General features: G+C 73.1%; 24 protein-coding genes and 3 tRNA genes. 21 read left to right on the top strand and 6 right to left on the bottom strand.

The window, feature by feature from the left end; all coding sequences use genetic code 11:
• Positions 1-155 precede the first annotated feature (155 nt).
• The 11 genes from HN013_RS18640 to htpX all read left to right on the top strand — a co-directional run bounded on the left by HN013_RS18640 (position 156) and on the right by htpX (position 11,660).
• Positions 156-581 carry an NADH-quinone oxidoreductase subunit A gene (locus HN013_RS18640; RefSeq protein ID WP_171167596.1) on the top strand — a complete coding sequence of 142 codons (426 nt, stop codon included), beginning with the start codon at positions 156-158 and terminating at the stop codon, positions 579-581.
• Complete coding sequence (locus HN013_RS18635; RefSeq protein ID WP_171167594.1) at positions 551-1,189, top strand: NADH-quinone oxidoreductase subunit B; 639 nt, start codon at positions 551-553, stop codon at positions 1,187-1,189. The genes HN013_RS18640 and HN013_RS18635 overlap by 31 nt, the downstream gene beginning before the upstream one ends.
• The gene (locus tag HN013_RS32410) at positions 1,186-2,895 is read left to right on the top strand and encodes an NADH-quinone oxidoreductase subunit C (RefSeq protein WP_212764515.1); all 1,710 of its coding nucleotides are present in this window, start codon (positions 1,186-1,188) and stop codon (positions 2,893-2,895) included. The genes HN013_RS18635 and HN013_RS32410 overlap by 4 nt, the downstream gene beginning before the upstream one ends.
• On the top strand, positions 2,892-3,863 hold the full coding sequence (locus HN013_RS18625) for a complex I subunit 1 family protein (RefSeq protein WP_171167592.1): 972 nt from the start codon (positions 2,892-2,894) through the stop codon (positions 3,861-3,863). The genes HN013_RS32410 and HN013_RS18625 overlap by 4 nt, the downstream gene beginning before the upstream one ends.
• On the top strand, positions 3,860-4,426 hold the full coding sequence (locus HN013_RS18620) for an NADH-quinone oxidoreductase subunit I (RefSeq protein ID WP_171167590.1): 567 nt from the start codon (positions 3,860-3,862) through the stop codon (positions 4,424-4,426). Before HN013_RS18625 ends, HN013_RS18620 begins: the two co-directional genes overlap by 4 nt.
• Positions 4,423-5,025 (top strand): NADH-quinone oxidoreductase subunit J, encoded by a 603-nt coding sequence (locus tag HN013_RS18615; protein ID WP_171167588.1) that lies wholly within the window; start codon positions 4,423-4,425, stop codon positions 5,023-5,025. The genes HN013_RS18620 and HN013_RS18615 overlap by 4 nt, the downstream gene beginning before the upstream one ends.
• A complete protein-coding gene (nuoK, locus tag HN013_RS18610; protein WP_171167586.1) occupies positions 5,025-5,411 on the top strand; it encodes an NADH-quinone oxidoreductase subunit NuoK in 387 nt (128 codons plus the stop codon). Before HN013_RS18615 ends, nuoK begins: the two co-directional genes overlap by 1 nt.
• On the top strand, positions 5,408-7,399 hold the full coding sequence (locus HN013_RS18605; RefSeq protein ID WP_171167584.1) for an NADH-quinone oxidoreductase subunit L: 1,992 nt from the start codon (positions 5,408-5,410) through the stop codon (positions 7,397-7,399). Before nuoK ends, HN013_RS18605 begins: the two co-directional genes overlap by 4 nt.
• Positions 7,400-7,401: 2 nt before the next feature.
• Positions 7,402-9,006: a NuoM family protein gene (locus HN013_RS18600; protein WP_171167582.1), complete on the top strand. Its 1,605-nt coding sequence runs from the start codon at positions 7,402-7,404 to the stop codon at positions 9,004-9,006.
• On the top strand, positions 9,006-10,574 hold the full coding sequence (locus HN013_RS18595; RefSeq protein ID WP_171167580.1) for an NADH-quinone oxidoreductase subunit N: 1,569 nt from the start codon (positions 9,006-9,008) through the stop codon (positions 10,572-10,574). Before HN013_RS18600 ends, HN013_RS18595 begins: the two co-directional genes overlap by 1 nt.
• A 195-nt stretch (positions 10,575-10,769) precedes the next feature.
• Entirely contained in the window at positions 10,770-11,660 is an 891-nt protein-coding gene (htpX, locus tag HN013_RS18590) for a zinc metalloprotease HtpX (RefSeq protein WP_171167578.1), read from the top strand.
• Here htpX and HN013_RS18585 read toward each other — a convergent pair.
• The 3 genes from HN013_RS18585 to HN013_RS18575 form a co-directional block, all read right to left on the bottom strand.
• A complete protein-coding gene (locus HN013_RS18585) occupies positions 11,657-11,866 on the bottom strand; it encodes a hypothetical protein (RefSeq protein ID WP_171167576.1) in 210 nt (69 codons plus the stop codon). The two genes, htpX and HN013_RS18585, sit on opposite strands and share 4 nt — an antisense overlap.
• A 117-nt stretch (positions 11,867-11,983) precedes the next feature.
• Entirely contained in the window at positions 11,984-12,925 is a 942-nt protein-coding gene (locus HN013_RS18580; RefSeq protein WP_171167574.1) for an AraC family transcriptional regulator, read from the bottom strand.
• Positions 12,926-12,987: 62 nt separating this feature from the next.
• Positions 12,988-13,914, bottom strand: a complete 927-nt coding sequence (locus HN013_RS18575) for an NADP-dependent oxidoreductase (protein WP_171167572.1) — start codon at positions 13,912-13,914, stop codon at positions 12,988-12,990.
• Positions 13,915-14,146: 232 nt separating this feature from the next.
• On the opposite strand from HN013_RS18575, the gene HN013_RS18570 reads away from it, so the two are divergent.
• Entirely contained in the window at positions 14,147-14,539 is a 393-nt protein-coding gene (locus HN013_RS18570) for a YccF domain-containing protein (protein ID WP_171167571.1), read from the top strand.
• A 163-nt stretch (positions 14,540-14,702) separates the two neighbouring features.
• Positions 14,703-15,167: a DUF3574 domain-containing protein gene (locus HN013_RS18565; protein ID WP_171167569.1), complete on the top strand. Its 465-nt coding sequence runs from the start codon at positions 14,703-14,705 to the stop codon at positions 15,165-15,167.
• Positions 15,168-15,267: 100 nt separating this feature from the next.
• Here the strand turns inward: HN013_RS18565 and HN013_RS18560 are convergent, their stop codons facing one another.
• Positions 15,268-15,756: a YajQ family cyclic di-GMP-binding protein gene (locus tag HN013_RS18560; RefSeq protein WP_171167567.1), complete on the bottom strand. Its 489-nt coding sequence runs from the start codon at positions 15,754-15,756 to the stop codon at positions 15,268-15,270.
• A 234-nt stretch (positions 15,757-15,990) separates the two neighbouring features.
• Between HN013_RS18560 and HN013_RS18555 the strand changes: the two genes are divergently transcribed.
• Positions 15,991-16,072, top strand: a tRNA-Tyr gene (locus HN013_RS18555).
• A gap of 62 nt (positions 16,073-16,134) precedes the next feature.
• Here the strand turns inward: HN013_RS18555 and HN013_RS18550 are convergent.
• Positions 16,135-16,797 carry an NAD(P)H-binding protein gene (locus HN013_RS18550; protein ID WP_171167566.1) on the bottom strand — a complete coding sequence of 221 codons (663 nt, stop codon included), beginning with the start codon at positions 16,795-16,797 and terminating at the stop codon, positions 16,135-16,137.
• Positions 16,798-16,829: 32 nt separating this feature from the next.
• Positions 16,830-18,122: an amidohydrolase family protein gene (locus HN013_RS18545; protein WP_171167699.1), complete on the bottom strand. Its 1,293-nt coding sequence runs from the start codon at positions 18,120-18,122 to the stop codon at positions 16,830-16,832.
• Positions 18,123-18,331: 209 nt separating this feature from the next.
• Here HN013_RS18545 and HN013_RS18540 point away from each other — a divergent pair.
• From HN013_RS18540 to HN013_RS18510, 7 genes are all read left to right on the top strand, one after another.
• A tRNA-Thr gene (locus tag HN013_RS18540) sits at positions 18,332-18,404 on the top strand.
• A 51-nt stretch (positions 18,405-18,455) separates the two neighbouring features.
• Positions 18,456-18,528: transfer RNA gene (locus HN013_RS18535), tRNA-Met, on the top strand.
• Positions 18,529-18,612: 84 nt separating this feature from the next.
• Positions 18,613-18,777 carry a 50S ribosomal protein L33 gene (rpmG, locus tag HN013_RS18530; RefSeq protein ID WP_004571794.1) on the top strand — a complete coding sequence of 55 codons (165 nt, stop codon included), beginning with the start codon at positions 18,613-18,615 and terminating at the stop codon, positions 18,775-18,777.
• A 79-nt stretch (positions 18,778-18,856) separates the two neighbouring features.
• Positions 18,857-19,324: a MaoC family dehydratase N-terminal domain-containing protein gene (locus tag HN013_RS18525; protein WP_171167564.1), complete on the top strand. Its 468-nt coding sequence runs from the start codon at positions 18,857-18,859 to the stop codon at positions 19,322-19,324.
• The gene (locus tag HN013_RS18520) at positions 19,324-19,758 is read left to right on the top strand and encodes a MaoC family dehydratase (RefSeq protein ID WP_171167562.1); all 435 of its coding nucleotides are present in this window, start codon (positions 19,324-19,326) and stop codon (positions 19,756-19,758) included. The genes HN013_RS18525 and HN013_RS18520 overlap by 1 nt, the downstream gene beginning before the upstream one ends.
• Positions 19,759-19,818: 60 nt before the next feature.
• The gene (locus tag HN013_RS18515) at positions 19,819-20,367 is read left to right on the top strand and encodes a TetR/AcrR family transcriptional regulator (protein WP_171167560.1); all 549 of its coding nucleotides are present in this window, start codon (positions 19,819-19,821) and stop codon (positions 20,365-20,367) included.
• Positions 20,368-20,442: 75 nt separating this feature from the next.
• Positions 20,443-21,858, top strand: coding sequence for a DHA2 family efflux MFS transporter permease subunit (locus HN013_RS18510; RefSeq protein WP_171167559.1), 1,416 nt, complete (start codon positions 20,443-20,445; stop codon positions 21,856-21,858).
• Positions 21,859-21,869 lie beyond the last annotated feature (11 nt).

The following is a 21,869-nucleotide window of genomic DNA, read 5'->3' as shown; positions in this document are numbered from 1 at the left end:
CCTGCCATGGGGGCCCCGGGAGCCCTCCGGTGGGGAGAACCCCACCTCCGGCCGGACAGCGCTGCCCGCTCCCGGCCCCGCAGCACCTAGACTCCTGTGCGTACAGATCGTCGAATGCGGACGAACAGCCGCACACAGGGAGCGAGGGGCCGGACGTGCCGGAGGCAACCGCGCGCATCGCGTCCGCCGATGTCCCGCTCGCGGCGGATTCCACTGCCTACTTCCACGGCTACGGCGTCGTCGCTCTTGTCGGCGTCCTCGGCGTGCTCTTCGTCGCCGTCGCCTTCGGCGCCGGGCGGCTGCTGCGGCCCGTGGTGCCGACCCCCGAGAAGCTGCTGACGTACGAGTGCGGCGTCGACCCCGTCGGCGAGGGCTGGGCCCACACCCAGGTGCGCTACTACGTCTACGCCTTCCTGTACGTGATCTTCGCGGTGGACTCCGTCTTCCTGTTCCCCTGGGCGACGGTCTTCGCCGCGCCCGGCTACGGTGCCACCACCCTCGTCGAGATGTTCGTCTTCCTCGGCTTCCTCGCCGTGGGCCTGTTGTACGCATGGAAGAAGGGCGTCCTGGAGTGGACGTGACACGCGCTGACCTTCCCGAGCCCCGTCGGCTGGGCGCGCTGGCCCGGCTGGCGCCCGAGCCCATGAAGGTGGTCCTGAACTGGGGCCGGCGCTACAGCCTCTGGGTGTTCAACTTCGGCCTCGCCTGCTGCGCGATCGAGTTCATCGCCGCGTCCATGGCCCGGCACGACTTCATCCGCCTCGGCGTCATCCCCTTCGCGCCGGGCCCCCGGCAGGCCGACCTCATGATCGTCTCCGGCACGGTGACGGACAAGATGGCGCCCGCCGTCAAGCGGCTGTACGAGCAGATGCCCGAGCCGAAGTACGTCATCTCGTTCGGCGCCTGCTCCAACTGCGGCGGGCCCTACTGGGACTCGTACTCCGTCACCAAGGGCGTCGACCAGATCATCCCCGTCGACGTCTACGTCCCCGGCTGCCCGCCCCGGCCGGAGGCGCTGCTCCAGGGCATCCTCAAGCTCCAGGAGAAGATCGCCGCCGAGTCGACGGCCGAGCGGTACGGGCCGTCCGGGCCGTCCGGGCCGGCGGCTTCGACGGCGGAGCTCCGCAGCGGGCTGGTCGAGGCCCCCGCTCCGGCTCCGGCTCCCGCTCCCGAGGAGCGCGCCCGATGACCGGCTGGCTGCCCGCCCCCGTGACCGAGCTCTTCGGCGAGGGCGCCACCGCGGCCGAGGCGTACGAACTGCTCACGGTCGACGTCCCCGCCGAGACCTGGACCACCGCCCTCGACACCGCCCGGACGACGCTCGGCTGCACCTTCTTCGACTGGCTGAGCGCCGTCGACGAACCCGGCACCGGCTTCCTCGTCTGCGCCCACGTGGCGGCCCTGCCGTCCGGCCAGGGCACACCCCTCCGCCGCCTCGTCCTCCGGACCACCGTCCCGCACGACGCTCCCGCCCTGCCCACCGCCGTCGCGGTGTACGCCGGAGCGGAGTGGCACGAGCGCGAGACCCACGAGATGTTCGGCATCGACTTCACCGGCCACCCCCACCTGGTGCCCCTGCTCCTCCCCGAGAACTTCGAGGGCCACCCGCTGCGCAAGGACTTCGTCCTGGCCGCCCGCGTCGTCAAGGCCTGGCCCGGCGCCAAGGAGCCGGGGGAGTCCGAACACGGCGGCCCCAAGCGCCGGCAGATGCTTCCCCCCGGCGTCCCCGACCCCAACGAGTGGGGCCCCCTCAAGGGCCAGCTTCCCCCCGCCCCGTCCCGCCCGGCCCGCGGCGCCCGCGCCGCTGCCGCCTCCGCCTCCGCCTCCGGGGAGGGCGAACGCCCGGTCCGCCGCGCGCGGAGCGCGGGCGAGGGCTCGGCGAGCCAGGGCGACGAGGCTCCGGCTCCGCGGCGGGCGCGGGGTGCGGCGGACGGTTCGGCGAGCCAGGAGGGCGCGGCGCCCGCGCCTCGCCGCACGCGGAGTGCGGCCGAGGGGTCGGCGAGCCAGGAGGGTGCCGCCCCTGCTCCGCGCCGCACGCGAAGTGCTGCGGACGGATCCGCGAGCCAGGAGGGCGCCACCTCCGCGCCGCGTCGTACCCGGAGCGCTGCGGACGGATCCGCGAGCCAGGAGGGCTCGGCCCCCGCGCCACGTCGTACCCGGAGCGCGTCGGAGGGTTCGGCGAGTCAGCAGGAGGGTGCGACGGGCACACCGCGTCGCAGCCGGAGCGCGGCCGAGGGGTCGGCGAGCCAGGAGGGTGCGACGGGCACGCCGCGTCGTACCCGCAGCGCGGCGGACGGCTCCGCGAGCCGGCCGGAGGGCGCGGACACCGAGACGGGCACAGGCACGGGTACGGACCGCCCGGCGGCGCCCGCCCGGCNGCGTCGTACCCGCAGCGCGGCGGACGGCTCCGCGAGCCGGCCGGAGGGCGCGGACACCGAGACGGGCACAGGCACGGGTACGGACCGCCCGGCGGCGCCCGCCCGGCGCCCCGCGCCGCGTTCCGCGGACGCGCCCTGGCACCACGCGCGCCCGGCCTTCGAGGAGACCCCGCCCGCGACGCCGACCCGCCCCGAGAAGGACGAGCCCGAGGCGCCCGCCCCGGACGAGCCGACCCCCGAGGCCGGAGGCACCCGCGAGAGCGGCCCGGCCCCGAGCGGCCCGGCCCCGGACGTGCGGGAACCGAACGTGCGGGAACCGAACGTGCGGGAACCGGAAGCCGAGGGCCGCCCCGCCGAAGGTGACAGCCCGGCGCCGCGCGAGCGGTCCGCCGAGGGCGACAGCCCCGCCCCGCGCGAGCGCCCGGCCGAAGACGGCTCCCCCGCCCCGCGCGAGCGCCCCGCCGAAGGCGGCGACACCGAGAACGACCCCCACCCCGCCGGAGGCGACCCCGCATGAGCAGCAGCGACACCGTGGACGTGGTGCTGCGCCTCGTGGCCCTGTTCGCCGTCTTCCTGGTGTTCCCGTTGCTCGTCGGGCAGATGGAACACAAGGTGATGGCCCATATGCAGGGCCGGCTCGGGCCGATGTACGCGGGCGGGTTCCACGGCTGGGCGCAGCTCGTCGCGGACGGGGTGAAGTTCGCGCAGAAGGAGGACATCGTCCCGGCCGACGCGGACCGGCGGGTGTTCCAGCTCGCGCCGGCCGTGGCGCTGCTGCCGTACCTGCTGGTCCTGGTGGCGATCCCGATCGGCCCGGGCAAGGCGGTCGGCTGGTACATCGACGCGGGCGTGTTCTTCGTGCTCGCGGTGATGGGCGTGGGCGTGCTGGGGTCCCTGATGGCCGGCTGGGCGTCCGCGAACAAGTTCTCGCTGCTCGGTGGCCTGCGGACGGCCGCGCAGCTGATGGCGTACGAACTGCCGATGCTGCTCGCCGCCGCCTCGGTGGCGATGGCGGCGGGCACGGTCTCGCTGCCCGGGATCCTGGGCGCGTTCCACTGGTGGTGGGTCCCCTGGCAGATCGTCGGCGGGCTGGTGTTCTTCACGGCGGGCCTGGCGGAGCTGCAACGGCCGCCGTTCGACATGCCGGTCGCCGACTCCGAGATCATCTTCGGTGCGTACACCGAGTACACGGGCCTGCGGTTCGCGATGTTCCTGCTCTCCGAGTACGCGGGCATCGTCGTCCTCTGCGGGCTGACGTCCGTGCTGTTCCTCGGCGGCTGGCACGGCCCCCTCGGGGCCGACGGGCTCGGCTGGGTGTGGATGCTGCTCAAGACCGCGGTGCTCGCGTTCGTCGTGATCTGGTTGCGGGTGAGCTACCCGCGGCTCCGCGAGGACCAGCTGCAGAAGCTCGCCTGGACCGTGCTCATCCCGCTCGCCCTCGCGCAGATCGCGCTGACCGGCGTCGTCAAGGTGGCGATCTCATGAACATCCCCGGCAGCGGCCTGGCCAAGGGCCTGGCCGTCACCCTGCGGACGCTCACCCGGCGCACGCAGACCGTCCAGTACCCGGACGCGCAGCCCGAACTCGCCCCCCGCACCCGCGGGGTGATCGGCCTGTTCGAGGAGAACTGCACGGTCTGCATGCTGTGCGCCCGCGAGTGCCCCGACTGGTGCATCTACATCGACTCCCACAAGGAGACCGTCCCCCCGGCCGCCCCGGGCGGCCGCGAGCGCAGCCGCAACGTCCTCGACCGCTTCGCGATCGACTTCGCGCTGTGCATGTACTGCGGGATCTGTATCGAGGTGTGTCCGTTCGACGCCCTCTTCTGGTCGCCGGAGTTCGAGTACGCCGAGACGGACATCCTTGACCTCACCCACGAGCGCGACCGGCTCCGCGAGTGGATGTGGACCGTGCCCGAGCCGCCCGCGCTCGACCCGGCGGCGGAGGAGCCGAAGGAGGTCGCGGCGGCCCGCAAGACGGCGGAGAAGCTGGCGGCCGCACGGGCGAAGGAACAGGAAAACGGGGAAGCGAAGGAGGACGGGGCATGAGCACCCACAGCGTCGCGCTCGCCTCGGGCGCGCACGGCTTCCTCTCGCCGACCGGCGTCGAGATCGCCTTCCTGCTGGTCGGTATCGTCACGTTCGGCGCCGCCGTCGTGACCGTCACCACCCGGCAACTGGTGCACGCCGCCCTGTGGCTGGTCGTGGCGCTCGGCGGGCTGGCCGTCGAGTACCTGCTGCTGACGGCCGAGTTCGTCGCCTGGGTCCAGGTGCTGATCTACGTCGGCTCGGTGGTCGTCCTCCTCCTCTTCGGGCTGATGCTCACCAAGGCGCCCATCGGCCGGTCCCCGGACGCCGATTCGGGCAACCGCCCGGTGGCGCTCGCGGTGGCCGGTGCCGCCGCCGTCGCCCTGGTCTGGGTCGTCGTGGACGCCTTCCGGGCGACCTGGATCGACGTCCATGGTCCCGTCCAGGGCTCCACCAAGGTCTCCGGCGAGATGCTCTTCCGGTACTGGGTGCTGCCCTTCGAGGCACTGTCGGTGCTGCTGCTCGCCGCCCTCGTCGGGGCGATCGTCCTGTCCCGCCGGGGCAAGGACGACAAGGGCGACAAGGGCGACGGGAAGAAGCAGAAGGAGGCCGCGCGCTGATGCACCTCGTCTACCCCGCCGTCCTGGCCGCCCTCCTCTTCTGCGCCGGTCTCTACGGCGTCCTCGCCCGGCGCAACGCCATCCTGGTCCTGATGTCCGTCGAGCTGATGCTCAACGCCGTCAACCTCAACCTCGTCGCCTTCGACGTCTGGCTGCGCGACGAACTCCACGCCGGGCAGGCGCTCACCCTGTTCACCATCGCCATCGCCGCCGCCGAGATCGGCATCGGCCTGGCCATCGTCCTGCTCGTCCACCGCAACCGCGGCGCCGCCGACCTCGACCGGCTCCGCGACCTCCGCGAGGACGACGGGGACGGGACCGCATCCGAAGGCGGCGGCGACGACGGCGACGCCGGCCGCGAGCAGAAGGCCGAGGCCGCCGCGTGACGACCACGACCACCGCCGCCCTCGTCCCGCTGCTGCCCTTCCTCGGTGCCGTCGGCGGCATCCTGGCGGGCCGCCGCGCACCCGGACTCGTCCGCCCCCTCGCCCTCCTGCCGACCGCCGTCGCCGCCGTCCTCACCGTCGTCGTGGCGTGGCAGCAGGGCGGCGGCCGGCCCCTCGACGCGTCGACCCGGCTCACCCCGACCGGCTCCGTCCCCGTCGACCTCGCCCTGCACCTCGACGGCTTCGCCGTCCTCGTCGCCGTCCTCGTCGGCACCGTCGCCACCTGTGTGCAGCTCTACTCGACGGCCTACCTCCGCGACGACCCGCGCTACCCGTCCTACGCCGCGCTCGTCTCCCTGTTCACCTCCGCGATGCTGCTCGTCGTCTACTCCGGCGACCTGATGGTGCTGCTGGTCGGCTGGGAGGTCATGGGCATCTGCTCGTACTTCCTCGTCGGCCACTACTGGGAGACCGAGGCCGCCCGCGCCGCCTCCCTCAAGGCGTTCCTGGTCACCAAGCTCGGTGACGTCCCCTTCCTGATCGGCGTGTTCGCGCTGGCCGCCGACGCCGGGACGTTCCGCATCGACGGCATCGTGCGGACCGCCGCGTCCGGCGGCCTCGACCACCCCACCCTGGTGGCGCTGCTGCTGCTCGCCGGCGTGGCGGGCAAGTCCGCCCAGTTCCCGCTGCACACCTGGCTGCCCGACGCGATGGCCGGCCCGACGCCGGTGTCCGCGCTCATCCACGCCGCGACGATGGTCGCGGCCGGTGTCTACCTCGTGGCCCGGCTCCTCCCCGTCTTCACCGCCTCCACGGCGGCCCTGGTGGTGCTCGCGGTGATGGCCGCGGTCACCATGGTCGGCTCGGCCCTCGCCGCGCTCGCCCAGGACGACATCAAACGCGTCCTCGCCTACTCGACCGTCGGCCAGCTCGGCTACATGACCGGCGCCCTGGCCGTCGGCGACCGGAGCGCCGCCGTCTTCCACCTGGTCTCCCACGGCGCGTTCAAGGCCCTCCTCTTCCTCGGGGCGGGCGTGGTCATCCACGCCGCCGGCACCAACTCACTGGCCGCGACGGCCCGCACGGGCGGCCTCGCCCGGCGCGTCCCGGACGCGTTCTGGACGATGACCGTCGCCCTCCTCGCGCTCGCCGCGATCCCGCCCTTCAGCGGCTTCTTCTCCAAGGAGGCCGTGCTGGGCGCCGCCGAGCACGCCGCCCGCGGCGAGGCGTCCGGCATCCCCGGCGCGGTCGGCTGGACCGTCCTCCTCGCGGGCCTGGTCACCGCCCTCCTCACCGCCGGCTACGCCACCCGCCTGTGGCTGCTCGCCTTCCGCGGCAAGGGCCCCGAGGCCGCCGACCACGGCCGGCAGCCCACCGCCATGACCGCCGTCCTGTGGGTGCTGCTCGTACCCACCGTCGCCCTGGGCCTCGCTGCCTGGAAGCTCCCCGACTGGTTCGACGGCGGCTCACTGACCCCGGCCCTCACCACCTCCCTCCTCTCGACCGGCTGTGCCCTCGCCGGCGTACTCGTCGTCACCGCGGCCTGGCGCCGCACCGCCGCCCTCGCCGCCCGCACCCCCATGGGCGCCGTCGCCGCCGACCCGGACGAGGCCCCGGCCGTCTCCGAGGAGGAGGCCATCGCCACCCACGAGGCCGCGTACGGCAGCGTCTCCGGCGCCCAGGACCCCGCCGACCCCGGCCGGCTCCTCCTCGGCCCGCTGCACCGGCACGCCGCCGTCGGCTTCCACCTCGACGCGGTCGTCCACGCCGTCGTGGTCCGGCCGGTCCGGGGCGCCGCCCGCCTCGCCCGCTTCCTCGACCGCGAGGTCGTCGAGACCTACGTGCGCGGCGCGGCGTCCGCCCCCGGCCTGCTGGGCGCGGCCGTCCGCCGGGCCCAGACCGGCAACACCCAGACCTACCTGAGCGTCCTGTTCGCGGGCTCCGTCGTCCTGGCCGTCGCCGCCGTCCTCGTAGCCTCCGGAGCCTGACCGTGAGCCATACCGTTCTCCAGATCCTCCTCCTCGCGGTCGTCGTCCTCCCCCTCGTCGGAGCCGTCGCCGCCCTGCTCCCGGCCCCGCCCGGGCTCAAGGGCCGCGGCCCCGACCAGGCCGTCCTGCGGCACGGCGTCACCGTCACGGGCGCCGTGCTCGCGCTCTCCGTCGCCCTGGCCGCCGGCTTCGACCGCGACGACCCGGCCACGATGCAGGCCACCACCGACCTGAGCTGGATCCCGGCCCTCGGCATCCGGTTCCACCTCGGCGTGGACGGCGTCTCGCTCCCCCTCCTCGTCCTGACCTCGCTCCTCACCTTCCTCTGCGCGCTGTACAGCTACTTCCGGCCGCAACATATGCCGCTGACGCGGCGGGCTGACGGCCCGTCAACCCGGGCCTTCGTCGCGCTGCTGCTGCTCCTGGAGGCCGGCACCCTCGCCTCGTTCGCCGTCCTCGACCTCGTGCTGTTCTTCCTCGCGTTCGAGACGGTGCTCGTCCCGATGTACTTCCTCATCGCCCGCTGGGGTGGCGAGGGACGCGAGCGCGGCGCCTGGCGCTTCATCCTCTACACCCTGCTCGGGTCCGTGGTGATGCTGCTCGGCCTCCTCCTCATCGGCATCAAGGGCGGCACTTTCGACATGGTGGCACTCGCCACTGACAACGGGTCGGGGCTGAGCCACTCCACGCAGGTCATCGCCGTTCTGGCGATCGGCACCGGACTCGCCGTCAAGGCCCCGATGTGGCCGCTGCACAGCTGGCTGCCCGACGCCCACACCTCCGCCCCCACTGTCGGCTCGGTGCTCCTCGCGGGCGTCCTGCTGAAGATGGGCACCTACGGCCTCGTCCGCATCGTCCTGCCCATGGCCCCCGACGGCGCCCACACCTTCGCGCCGTACCTCGCCGCCTTCGCGGCGGTCGGCGTCGTCTACGGCTCGCTGGTCTGCCTCGCGCTGGCCCGCCGCGGTGCCAAGGGCGACCTCAAGCGGCTCATCGCCTACTCCTCCGTCGGGCACATGGGCTTCGTCCTCCTGGGCATCGCCACCCTCACCCCGACGGGCGTCAACGCCGCCCTGTTCGCCAACGTCGCCCACGGCCTCATCACCGGCCTGCTGTTCTTCCTCGTCGGCGGCGTCAAGGACCGCTACGGCACCACCGACCTCGACCAGCTCTCCGGCCCCACCGGCGCCGCGCTCTACGGCCGGGCCCCGCGCCTCGGCGGCCTCCTCGCCTTCGGCGCCGTCGCCTCCCTCGGACTGCCCGGACTGGCCGGGTTCTGGGGCGAGATGCTGGCGATGTTCGCCTCCTTCCGCCCCGCCGACGGGCTCAGCCGCCCGGCCTACCTCACCTTCATGGTCCTGGCCGGTCTCGGCACCCTGCTGACCGCCGCCTACCTCCTGGCCGTCGTCCGCCGCGTCTGCATGGGCGGCAACGGCGAACAGCACCCCGCCGGGGCGGTCGGTCCCGCGCTCACGGACGTCCGCCCGTACGAGTTCGCCGCCTGGACGCCGCTCGTCGTCCTCACCGTCCTCGCCGGGCTCTGGCCCGCGGCCCTCCTGGGCCTCACCGACCCCGCCGTCCAGCAGCTCCTCGGAGGAGGCAACTGATGGTTCTCCTCGCCGACTCCCTGGCCGGGTCCCTCACCCCGAGCATCGTCCAGTCCGTCGACTGGCTCGCCGTCGCACCGCCCCTCGTCACCGCCGTCGTGGCGCTCGTCGTCCTGGTCGCCGACCTCTTCCTGCCCGCGGAGAAGAAGAACGTCCTCGGCGGCATCACCGTCGGCGGCCTCCTCCTCGCCGGACTCGCGCTGATCCCGCTGCGGGCCGGCACCCGCAGCACCTTCTGCCTCACCGGCGGCAGCCACACCTGCAGTTACGAGGCCGACCACTTCACGCTCGTCATCCAGTTCCTGGTGCTCGGCGGGGCGCTGCTGACCGCGCTGCTGTCCTTCACCACCGTCCGGGACGAGGACCTGCCCGCCGGCGAGTACTGGTTCCTGCTGCTGTCCTCCGCCGCCGGCGCCGCCCTGCTGCCCGCCTCCCGCGACCTCGCCACCCTCGTCGTCGCCCTGGAGGTCGCCTCGCTGCCCGCCTTCGCCCTCGTCGGCCTGCGCCGCGGCGACCGGCGCTCCTCCGAGGCGGCGCTGAAGTTCTTCCTCTCCTCGGTCACCGCCACCGCCGTCACCCTCCTCGGCGTCAGCTTCGTCTACGCGGCCACCGGCACCATGCACCTCACCGACGTCGCCCACAGCCTCGGCGACGTCGACCCGCGGCTGACCGTCCTCGCCCGCACCGGCGTGGTGCTCACCCTCGTCGGCTTCGCCTTCAAGACGGCCGCCGCCCCCTTCCACTTCTGGGTGCCGGACGCCTACGTCGGCGCCCCGCTGCCGGTCGCCGGCTACCTCTCCGTCGTCGGCAAGGCGGTCGGCTTCACCGGCATCGCCCTCGTGACGGTCGTCGCGTTCCCGTCCTACTCCGACGTCTGGGGCCCGGCCCTCGCCGTCCTCGCCGCCCTCACCATGACCGCCGGCAACGTCGCCGCGCTGCGCCAGCGCCCCGACCGGCGGCACAGCGCCGTACGCCTGCTCGCCTGGTCCTCGGTCGGCCAGGCCGGCTACCTGCTGGTCCCGCTGGCCGCCGCCGGATACATCCAGGACCCGGGCCACGCCGTCGGCTCCACCGTCGCCTACGCCCTGATGTACGCGGCCGTGAACCTCGGCGCCTTCGCGGTCGCCGCCCTCGTCGCCCGCACCAGCCCGGACCACCGCCTCACCGACTACCGCGGCCTCTCCGCCCGCAGCCCCCTCGCGGCGCTCGCCCTCGGCTTCTTCCTGCTCTGCCTCGCGGGGCTGCCGCCGGGCGTCATCGGACTGTTCGCCAAGGTCACGGTCTTCTCGGTGGCGATCGACGCCGGGCTGGGGTGGCTGGCGGCGGTCATGGCCGTCAATGTGGTGATCGCCCTCTACTACTACCTCCGGTGGACGGCCGTGCTCTTCCGCCCGGCGGGCCCGGCGGAGGGCGGCGTCGAGGGCGGGACCGAGGGCGGCATCGCCGCGACGAGGACCCGCGTGCCCTTCCCCCTCGCGGCGGCGATCGGCGCGGCCGCGCTGGCGGGGGTCGCCCTCTCGGGCGCACCGCAGCTGGTGCTGCGCTTCGCCTCGGGAACGCTCCTGTAAAGGGTTGGGGCGTCCCCTCCAGAAAGATCGGGGCGCCCCTCCGCGGTGCCGACGAGATCCGCCGCCGCGCTCACCCGAACAGCCCACGCCCCACCCCGTGCACAAGGGAACTAGCGAGCTCCGCCTCGCGTTGACCAGTACGAAAGGTTCCACTGGTTCAAGGGTTCCCCTGCCGCACCACCTGGAGGGCGTACCGTGCACCGCCGGCACAACGGGCTCAGGACCGCCGTACTTCTCGGCGGCCTGTCCGCGCTCATCATCGTCATCGGCAGCCTCTTCGGCCGCACGGGCTTGCTCGTCGCCGTCCTGGTGGCGCTGGGCACCAACGCCTACGCCTACTGGAACAGCGACAAGATCGCCCTGCGGGCCATGCGGGCCCGCCCGGTCAGCGAGTTCGAGGCGCCGCACCTCTACCGCATGGTCCGCGAGCTCTCCACCGCCGCCCGCCAGCCCATGCCCCGGCTGTACATCTCGCCGACCGAGGCCCCCAACGCCTTCGCCACCGGCCGCAACCCGCGCAACGCCGCGGTCTGCTGCACCGACGGCATCCTGCGCCTCCTCGACGAGCGCGAGCTGCGCGGCGTCATCGGCCACGAGCTCAGCCACGTCTACAACCGCGACATCCTGATCTCGTCGGTCGCGGGCGCCCTCGCGTCGGTGGTGATGTTCCTGGTGAACTTCGCCTGGCTGATCCCGATCGGCCGGTCCGACGACGACGAGGGCCCCGGCATCATCGGCATGATCATGATCATGCTGCTGGGCCCGATCGCCGCCTCCCTGATCCAGCTCGCCGTCAGCCGCTCCCGCGAGTACGAGGCCGACGCGTCCGGCGCCCGCCTCACCGGCGACCCCCTCGCCCTGGCGTCCGCCCTCCGCAAGCTGGACGCGGGCACCAAGCAGCTGCCGCTCCCGCCCGAGCCCCGCCTGGAGACCGCGAGCCACCTGATGATCGCGAACCCGTTCCGGCCCGGCGAGGGCATGTCCAAGCTCTTCTCCACCCACCCGCCCATGGCCGAGCGGATCGGCCGCCTGGAGCGCATGGCGGGCGGCGGCCGGGGCCCGACGGGGGACCGGGAGCTCGGCTAGGAGACCGTCTCGCCGTTGTGCGAGCCGCCCTTGCAGGTGGCCTTGATGTCCACCGTCAACTCGCCCTTGTCGGCGTCGCCGTAGTCCGGTATGCCGCCACCGTCGACGCAGGTGAACACGTCGATGTCGGCCGGCCCCGCCTGCGCGGTGGTGACGCCGAGCACGCTCACGGCGGCCAGTGCCACCGACAGGATCACAGTGCGCATGGTTCCTCCTGGGCTCCCCCTGGACGGCCTCGCCCGCCGGACGGCGGCACGCCCACCATGGCCTCCGGGCCGCCCGGCGGCGCGCTGCGCTACGCCGAACGGGGGACGCCCGCCGCCTCAGGCCGCGGCCCGCGCCGCCCTCCGGTACCCGCCCGGCGGCTGCCCGAACTCCCGCTTGAACGCCTTGGCGAAGGCGAACTCCGAGCCGTACCCGGCCCGCGCCGCCACAGCGGTCAGCGGGGCGTCCGACTCGCGCAGCAGCCGCGCCGCCGTCGTCATCCGCCAGCGGGTCAGATACGCCACGGGCGGCTCCCCGACGAGCGTCGTGAACCGCCGGGCGAACGCCGCCCGCGACAGCCCGGAACGCCCGGCCAGCGACTCGACCGTCCACTGCGCCGACGGGTCCTCGTGGATCGCGCTGAGCGCCGGCGCCACCACCGGGTCGCCCAGCGCCGCGGCCCACCCCGCGCCGTCCCCGGCCGGCCGGTCCTCCAGCCAGGCCCGCAGGATGTACAGCAGCAGCGAGTCGATCAGCGAGGGCACGATGCCCGCCGAGCCCGGCCGCGGGTTCTCCACCTCCGCCCCGAGCAACCGCACGGCGGCGCTCAGCTCGGGGTGCCGGCCGTCCCGCGTCGGCAGGTGGATCACCGCGGGCAGCCGCCCGACGAGCGGGTGCGGCCTGCCCTGGTCCAGGTGGTAGTTGCCGCACAGCAGACTGGTGCGCTGCCCGTCGCCGCCCAGCGTGACCGTCCCGATCGGCGTGCCGAGGCAGAACGGCGCGGCGTCCTCGTCCGTGGCCGGGGTGTCCGGGTGATCGGCGAGGATGTGGCCGCGCCCGTCCCGCAGGAAGATCACGTCGCCGGTCTCCAGCAGGACCGGCTCCGGGTACGTCTCCGCGTCGTCCAGCGGGATCATCCAGCACCTGCCGTGCAGCACCACGTGGAACCCCGCCCCCGCGACGGGCGGCAGCCGCAGCCCCCACGGCGCGTGCCCGTCGGTACGGACGGAGGCCGGGCTCCCGGTCCGCATCGAGGCCAGCGCCTCGGTCAGGATGTCCACCGCGTTCTCCTCTCCGTAAGGCCCCACACGATAGGGGCCGGGCCCGGCCGCCCCGGAAGCCGTCAGCCGACGGTCAGCACGACCTTGCCCCGCACCCGCCCGGAGCCCACCAGCTCATGCGCCCCGCCCGCCTCGGCCAGCGGGAACGTCGCGTCGACGTGCGGCCGGATCCGGCCGGCGTCCACGAGTCCGGCGATGGCCTCCAGGGCCGCGTGGTCCGGCTCCACCGAGACCCCGGCGAAGCGGAACCCGGCCGCCTCGGTCCGGGCGGCGAGGTCGCGGTCCCCGTGCTCCATGATGCTGACGAGCGTGCCGCCGGGGCGCAGCACGGTGAGCGAACGGTCGCCCTGGGACGTGGAGTCGAAGACCACGTCCATGTCCTTCACGGCCTCGGTGAAGTCCGTGTTCCGGTAGTCGACGACGTGGTCGGCGCCCAGACCGCGGAGGAACTCGTGCCGCCCGGCACTGGCCAGGGCGGTCACCTCGGCACCGCGGGCCTTCGCGATCTGGACGGCGAGGTGGCCCACGCCGCCCGCCGCGCGGTGGACCAGCACCCGGTCGCCCTCGGCCACCCGCGCCGCGTCCACCAGCCCCTGCCAGGCCGTGAGCGCCGCGAGCGGCAGCGCCGCGGCGTGCACATGGTCCAGCGAGGCGGGCTTGAGGGCCACCTGCCGCGACGGGACGGCCACGTACTCGGCGTAGGCGTTCGCGGCCCGCGGGAAGAACGGCATCCCGTACACCTCGTCCCCGACCTTGAACCGGGCCCCGGGAGCGGCCTCCTCCACCACCCCCGAGACATCCCAGCCCACACCGAACGGCGGCTCCCCCAGCAGCGGATATGCCCCGGACCGCACCGCCACGTCCACCGGGTTCACCCCGCTCGCCACGACCCGCACCAGCACCTCGGCCGCGAGCGGCACCGGCCGCCCGGTCTCCACCAGCTCCAGGACCTCGGGGCCGCCGAAGGACTTCTGGACAACAGCACGCATGGGGGCGCTCCTTGATCTGTGCGAGGTGTTCGCTCGGCTGATGTCCCCAACCGTAGGGACGCCGGACGAGCGGCTGAATGGCCTTCCGTCTCCGGAACATGTCCGAACGTCTTCCTCGGGGCGGCTCCGAAGCCTGCTCCCGCGTCAGGCCCCCGACCGGAGCGGCGCAACCGTGCGTGACCGCCCGGGCGTCTTGCTGGCCGGAGCACCGGTCGCGTGAAAGGGTTATTCCATGAGGTTCATCCTGAATGTCATCTGGCTGGTCCTCTGCGGCCTCTGGATGGCCATCGGCTACGTCGTCGCCGGCCTGATCTGCTGTGTACTCATCGTGACCATCCCCTTCGGCATCGCCAGCTTCCGCATCGCGTCCTACGCACTCTGGCCCTTCGGCCGTACGACGGTCGAACGGCGCGACGCCGGGGCCGGTTCGCTGCTGGGGAACGTCATCTGGCTGGTCTTCGCGGGATGGTGGCTGGCGCTGGGCCACATCCTCACCGGCATCGCGCTCTGCGTGACCATCATCGGCATCCCGCTGGGCATCGCGAACTTCAAGCTGATCCCGATCTCCCTCATGCCGCTCGGCCGCGAAATCGTCCCCACGGACGAGCCGTTCGCGACCCGCTGACGGCGCGCGCCCGGCCGCTCCCGCACCCCGGGCGTCCGCTTTCGGCCAAGACCGGGCGATTCCCTGCCGACGTCCCCCGTACGCACCAGAGTTGGGGGCCGCGCACGTCCGCGCGGGAGTGCGTCGGCCGCCGGGCCGGTGCCCTACGGGAGGGAATCGCACCATGCTCAGCACCAGGCCCCGGCTGCGCGCCGCCGCCGTCACCGCCGCGGCGGTGCTCGCCGTGGGGGCTCCCACGGCCTACGCCGCGCTCGACACCGACACGGCCCCCGCCGCCCAGCAGACACCGGTGCGGGGCAAGCCGTACATCGGCACCCATCTGTATTTCGGCACGGGAGGCAACGGCGGCCGGCCGGACGTGACCGACAAGCAGTTCACGGACTTCGTCGCCAAGCGCGTCACGCCCGTCTTCCCCGACGGCCTGACCATCGAGAACGCCCGCGGCCAGTGGCGGGACGCCAAGGGCGTCGTCATCCGCGAGCGCTCCTACGAGCTGACGGTCCTCTACCCGAAGCGGCAGGCGCGCGCCAAGGACCCGGGCATCGAGGCGATCCGCGCCGCTTACAAGAAGCAGTTCCACCAGGAGTCGGTGATGCGCGTGGACGAGGCCGCGAACGTCGACTTCTGACGGTTCGTCGGGAGCCGTGAAAGCGGTGCACAACGGATGAGGGCGCGCAGGAAAAAGGCCGGAACCTTTCCCTGCGCGCCCTCGCGCCGGGTGCCCGCGGCTAGCGGTAGTTCACGAACTGGAGGGCGAAGTCCAGGTCCTTGCCCTTGAGCAGCGTGATGACGGCCTGGAGGTCGTCGCGGCTCTTGGAGGAGACGCGCAGCTCGTCGCCCTGGACCTGGGCCTTGACGCCCTTCGGGCCCTCGTCGCGGATGATCTTGGCGACCTTCTTGGCGTTCTCCTGGGAGATGCCCTCCTCAAGAGAAGCGAAGATCTTGTACTCCTTGCCCGATGCCTGCGGCTCGCCCGCGTCCAGGGACTTCAGCGAGATGCCGCGCTTGATGAGCTTCGACTGGAAGACATCGAGAATCGCCTTGACCCGCTCCTCGGAGTTGGCCCGCATCTCGATCTTCTCGCCGGACCAGGCGATCGAGGCGCCGACGTTCTTGAAGTCGTAGCGCTGCGAGATCTCCTTGGCGGCCTGGTTGAGGGCGTTGTCGACCTCCTGCCGCTCGACCTTCGAGACGATGTCGAAACTGGAGTCGGCCATATTGAGTTGGCTCCTCGTGCGTAGATTTCCGTCAGGGGTCGCGGCGTGGGGGGCGCCTCCGGGGAGGCTCCCGGCGGGTGGCCGGGACGGGTCCGGAGGGCGGCCGCCCCGCAAGCCTAGTCATCCCGGAAGCGTTCGGCTGGCTTCGAATCGAGTGGCGGAGCACCCCCGGGCATCGGGTATGGTTTACGTCGTTGCCAGGAACTCTCGAAAGGGAGTCCGAAGCAGCCCCATGGCGGTGTGCCCGAGTGGCCAATGGGAGCGGACTGTAAATCCGTCGGCTTAGCCTACCCAGGTTCGAATCCTGGCGCCGCCACAGGAGAAGGCCCCTGTTCCTCCGGGAACAGGGGCCTTTCTGCTGCCCCGAGCCGACCCGTCTCAGCAGCCGGCCACGTTCCGCACCGCCTCCGCCACCGGCGTCGTGCCGCCGGTCAGCTCCAGCGTCCGGCCGGCCGTGCCCGGTGCGTCCAGCAGCGCCAGCAGGACCGCCGCGACATCGTCGCGGGTGACCTCGCCGCGGCCCGTGGACGCGTCGAGCGTGACCCTGCCGGTGCCGGGGTCGTCCGTGAGGCGGCCGGGGCGCAGGATCGTCCAGTCCAGGCCCGCGCGCGAGCGGACGTCCTCGTCCGCGGCGCCCTTGGCCCGCAGGTAGGCCGCGAAGACCGGGTCGGTGCCCTCGGGGGGCTCGCCGTCGGCGCCCATGCTGGAGACGACGACGAAGCGCCGCACCCCGGCCGCCTCCGCCGCGTCGGCGAAGAGCGCGGCCGCGCCGCGGTCCACGGTGTCCTTGCGTTCGACGCCGCTGCCGGGGCCCGCGCCGGCCGCGAAGACGGCGGCGTCGGCGCCCTCCAGGTGCCGGGCGACGTCCGCGACGGACGCCGACTCCAGGTCGCAGACGACCGGTTCGGCGCCCGCGGCGAGCAGGTCGCCCGCCTGTTCCGGCCGACGGACCATGCCGGCCACCTCGTCCCCGCGCGCGGCGAGCAGCCGCTCCAGCCGGCGCGCGATCTGTCCATGTCCACCAGCGATGACAATGCGCATGATCCGACCGTACGCCCCGCCCGGACCGGGCATCAGGAGGGTTCGCCCCCGCGCGGCGCCTGCCGGGGCAGGTCCAGGGACACGGCGCCCGCCGAGTGCCGGTACTCGCGGACGGCGCTGGTACGGGACACCACCCGCCCCCCGTGCACCACCAGGCGGCTGTACCCGAGCGACAGCACCCCGGCGATCCCGCCGCCCCGGACGGCCAGCAGCTCGGCCGGGAAACCGGCCTCCACCCGGACCTCGGCCAGGCCCATCGCCTCCCGCGCCCGCCCGCAGACCGCCTCGTACGCCTGCTCCGGGGTCAGCTCGCCGCGCGAGGCGAGCAGGAAGGCGGCCTCCAGCGGGTCGCCGCGGCCGACCGGGTTGGCGGCGTCCCGGATCGCGCCGCTGCCGGCCGCGACACGGACGCCCGCGGCGCGCAGCAGCCGTACGGGCGCGGCGTGCGAGACGCGGTAGCGGCTCTGCGCGGTCACCCCGCAGTCGCCCTGCGGCAGGCACACCACGGTCACCCCGGCGGCGGCGAGCTGTTCGGCCGCCCGGACGGCCGTCTCGCGCGGCAGCCGGGCCAGCCCGCCGCACGGGCCGAGGGTGACGGCCGGGCGCAGTCCGCCGGCCATCGCGGCGAGCCGGGCCAGCCGGGGCGGGTCGTCGGCGTCGGTGTGCAGGTCGACGGCGCAGCCGTGCTCGGCCGCGATCTGGAGGACGGCCTCCACATAGCCGGTGGGGTCCGGGTCGAGGTCGGGGCAGCCGCCGACGGCGGTGGCGCCCATCTTGACCGCGTCCCGGAGCACGGCCAGTCCGTCGGCCCCGGCGAGCCCGGTGAGCAGCCGGGGGACGGCGACGGCCGTGAGGTCGGTGAGGTCGCGCAGGACGCGGCGGGCGGCCAGGACGCCCTCCAGCGCCCGCAGCCCGTGCACATCGCCGACCCGGACGTGCGAGCGCACGGCGGTGGCACCGTGGCCGAGCTGGAGCAGGGCGGCCTCGGTGGCGCGCCGCTGGACGTCCTCGACGCCGTCCGGGACCGGGCCGTCGAGGTCGGCGGTGAGCGCGGTGTCGGCGTGCGCGTGGGGCTCGGCGGGGGCCGGCAGCAGCAGGTAGCCGGCGAGGTCGCAGCGGACGCCGGGGGCGAGGCTGCCCGCCGTCCCGACGGCCTCGACGCGCCCGCCGCTGAGCCGGACGTCCACCACGCGGCCGTCGGCGAGGTGGGCGCCGCAGAGCACCAGGGGCTTCTCGCCGGGGCCGCCGCCGGCCGGGGAACCGGACGGGGAGCTCGCGTCGCCGTCGGGATTCCTCGAGGGCTGCGGCTGCTGGTTGTCGGGCATCGCGCTCCCTACGGTCCGGGGCATTCGCGCAGCGTGGTCCGAGCCTAGGCCGCGGGGGGAGCGGGTTCGAGCAAGCGACGACGAGCGGGGAATAGTCGTACTGGTGTGGCCCCGGAGTCACCCTGAAGCGGTGCACGGGCCCTCCGGTCGGGGGCGTCCCGATACGGATTTCACCTTCGGCCGCAGAGCGTGTAATGTCTTCCTCGCTCGCCCCAATAGCTCAGTCGGCAGAGCGTCTCCATGGTAAGGAGAAGGTCAACGGTTCGATTCCGTTTTGGGGCTCTGGTGTGAGAGGTTTCCCCGCCTTCGGGCGGGGAGGTTCTCCCGCATCACAGCGGTGTAGCTCAGTCGGTAGAGCAAGCGGCTCATAATCGCTGTGTCACCGGTTCAAGTCCGGTCACCGCTACACATAGTAGCCGATTGCGGGGTCGGTCCTCCGATCGGCTACTCTTGTCTGCGTTCATCCGTCCATCCGTCAAGGAGCACTCACGTGGCTGCCACCGACGTCCGCCCGAAGATCACGCTGGCCTGCGTGGAGTGCAAGGAGCGGAACTACATCACCAAGAAGAACCGGCGTAATGATCCGGACCGTCTTGAGATGAAGAAGCACTGCCCGCGTTGCAACGCGCACACCGCGCACCGCGAAACGCGATAACGCACAGTCGTTCATGAGGCCGTCCCCGATTCCCGGGGGCGGCCTCGTGGCGTATCCACACCCAGGAGGTACCGAGCCGATGGCGCTCGACCAGTCCTTCGTCGGCCGGACCTATCCGGCCACCGCCCCTTATGAGGTCGGCCGCGAGAAGATCCGTGAATTCGCCGAGGCCATCGGCGACGCGAATCCGGTGTACACCGACACCGAGGCCGCCAAGGCGTTCGGTCACCCGGATGTGATCGCCCCGCCGACCTTTGTGTTCGCGATCACGTACCGGGCCGCGGGCCAGGTGATCCAGGACCCGCAGCTGGGGCTCGACTACAGCCGCGTCGTCCACGGTGACCAGAAGTTCGCGTACGTCCGCCCGGTCCGCGCGGGCGACCGGCTGACGGTCACCTCCACCATCGAGTCGATCAAGTCGATGGCGGGCAACGACCTGCTGACGATCCGCGGCGAGGTCCACGACGAGCACGGCGAGCACGTCGTGACCGCCCACACGATGCTGGTGGCCCGGGGCCCCGAAGAAGCCGCTGCCGAGGAGGCGTGATGACGGCCAAGGTTTCCTACGACGAGGTCGAGGTCGGCACCGAGCTGCCGGCGCGGGAGTTCCCCGTGACCCGCGCCACCCTGGTGCGCTACGCGGGCGCCTCGGGGGACTTCAACCCGATCCACTGGAACGAGCGGTTCGCCAAGGAGGTCGGGCTCCCGGATGTGATCGCGCACGGCATGTTCACCATGGCCGAGGCGATCCGCGTGGTCACCGACTGGACCGGTGACCCGGGAGCGGTGGCCGAGTACGGGGTCCGCTTCACCAAGCCGGTCGTCGTGCCGAACGACGACGAGGGCGCGGTCATCGAGGTCAGCGCCAAGGTCGCGGCCAAGCTGGACGACGAGGCGCGGACCGTGCGCGTCGACCTGCTGGCGCGCAGCGCCGGCCAGAAGGTGCTCGGCATGTCGCGGGCCGTGGTCCGGCTGGCATAGGTCCGCGGGGGCCGGGGTCGGGGGTTGCGAGGTTAGTTAGTAGCCACTAATCTTCTCTCCATGGTCAGGATGAGCGCGGAGGAGCGGCGCGCGAGCGTCGTCCGGGCGGCGGTCACGGAGTTCGCGCGGGGTGGCTACCACGGCACCTCGACGGAGGTGATCGCCCGCCGGGTGGGGGTCTCGCAGCCCTACCTCTTCCGCCTCTTCCCCGGCAAGCAGGCGATCTTCCTGGCGGCCGTCGAGGCGTGTCAGGAGAAGATCGTCCGCACCTTCGCGGAGGCCGCCGAGGGCGTGCCGACCGAGGGTCGCAAGGTGGCGATGGGCGTGGCGTACGAGCACCTCATCGCCCGCGACAAGGAAACGCTGCTGATGCTCCTGCAGATGTGCGTCGCGGTCGCCTCCGCCGAAGCGGCGGGGGATATGGAGTTCGGCCGCCCGATCCGGGAGCGCTGGGAGCAGATCCACGACCACGCCCACCTCGCGCTGGGCGGCGACGCGGAGGCGACCGCCCGGTTTATGGGGCACGGGATGCTCATCAACAGCCTGGTCTCGCTGGGTTTCCCGGCCGAGCACCGGGTGTGGGACGGTCTGCCCTCCGAGCAGGACTGACCCGGTCCGGCCCCCGCGGGCCGGACTTTCTTTTGACCCGCAAAGTTAGTGACTGATAAATAAGTAGGGGGAGAAATGGATCAGCACGCCCCGCGACGGGCCTTCTGGGCGCTCGTCGTCGCCGGCGCCGCCGGTTTCATGGCCGCGCTGGACAATCTCGTCGTCACCACCGCACTGCCCTCCATCCGCGAGGACCTCGGCGGATCGCTCGAAGACCTCGAATGGACCGTCAGCGCCTATACGCTCACCTATGCCGTCCTCTTGATGCTCGGCGCCGCGCTCGGCGACCGGTTCGGCCGCCGCCGGTGCTTCGCCATCGGCATCGCACTCTTCACCGCCGCCTCCGCGGGCGCCGCCCTGTCCTCCGGCATCGACGGGCTGATCGCCTTCCGCGCCCTCCAGGGCGTCGGCGCCGCGATCATGACGCCGCTGAGCCTCACCCTGCTCACCGCGGCCACCCCGCCCGAGCGGCGCGGCACGGCCTTCGGCATCTGGGGCGCGATCAACGGCCTCGCCGTCGCCACCGGGCCGCTCATCGGCGGCGGGCTCACGGAACACATCTCCTGGCACTGGATCTTCTGGCTGAACGTCCCCATCGGACTGCTCCTGCTGCCGCTCGTCCGGCTCCGCGTCGCCGAGTCCCACGCCCCGGACGCCCGCCTCGACCTCGTCGGCACGGCCCTCGTCAGCAGCGGCCTGTTCGGCATCGTCTTCGGCGTCGTCAACGTCAACACCCATGGCTGGACCGGCGGCCGCGTGCTCACCGGGCTGATCGCCGGCGCCGTCCTGCTCCTGGCGTTCGTCCGCCACAGCATCACCCACGAGAAGCCCATGCTTCCCATGCGGCTCTTCCGCAGCCGTGCCTTCAGCGGCGTCAACGCGGCCGGACTGCTCATGTTCTTCGGCATGTTCGGCTCGATCTTCCTGCTCAGCCAGTTCCTCCAGGGCGTCGGCGGCTACTCGCCCACCGAGGCAGGACTGCGGATGCTCCCCTGGACCGGGATGTCGCTGATCGTCGCCCCGCTCGCGGGCCTGCTCGCCGACCGCATAGGGGGCCGCATCGTCGTCGTCTGGGGCCTGGCGCTCCAGGCGGTCGGACTCGCCTACTACGCCCTGGTGCTCTCCGCCGACCTCTCCTACACCGACCAGCTCCCCGCACTGGTCCTCAACGGCGTCGGCATGGCGCTTTACTTCGCGCCCGCCTCGGCCCTCGCCATGGGCTCCGTCCGCCCCGCCGAGCAGGGCATCGCGTCCGGCGCGAACAGCGCGCTGCGCGAACTGGGCGGCGCGTTCGGCGTCGCCGTCCTCGGCTCGGTCTTCGCCGCCCGCGGCGGGTTCGGGTCGTCCCAGCAGTTCGTCGACGGGACGGTGCCGGCGCTGTGGATCGGGGCCGGGGGTGTCGCCTTGGCGGCCGTGGCCGCGGCGCTGATACCGCGGGCCCGGCGGCGCTCCGCGGCGCCGGTGGACGCCCCGGAGCCGGTCCGGGCCTAGCCGGGGCGGGG

Source organism: Streptomyces sp. I05A-00742 (genome assembly GCF_013055795.1).
Classification (GTDB): domain Bacteria; phylum Actinomycetota; class Actinomycetes; order Streptomycetales; family Streptomycetaceae; genus Streptomyces.
Note: the sequence above shows the minus strand (reverse complement) of the source record. Positions and strands in the feature narration are given on the sequence as shown.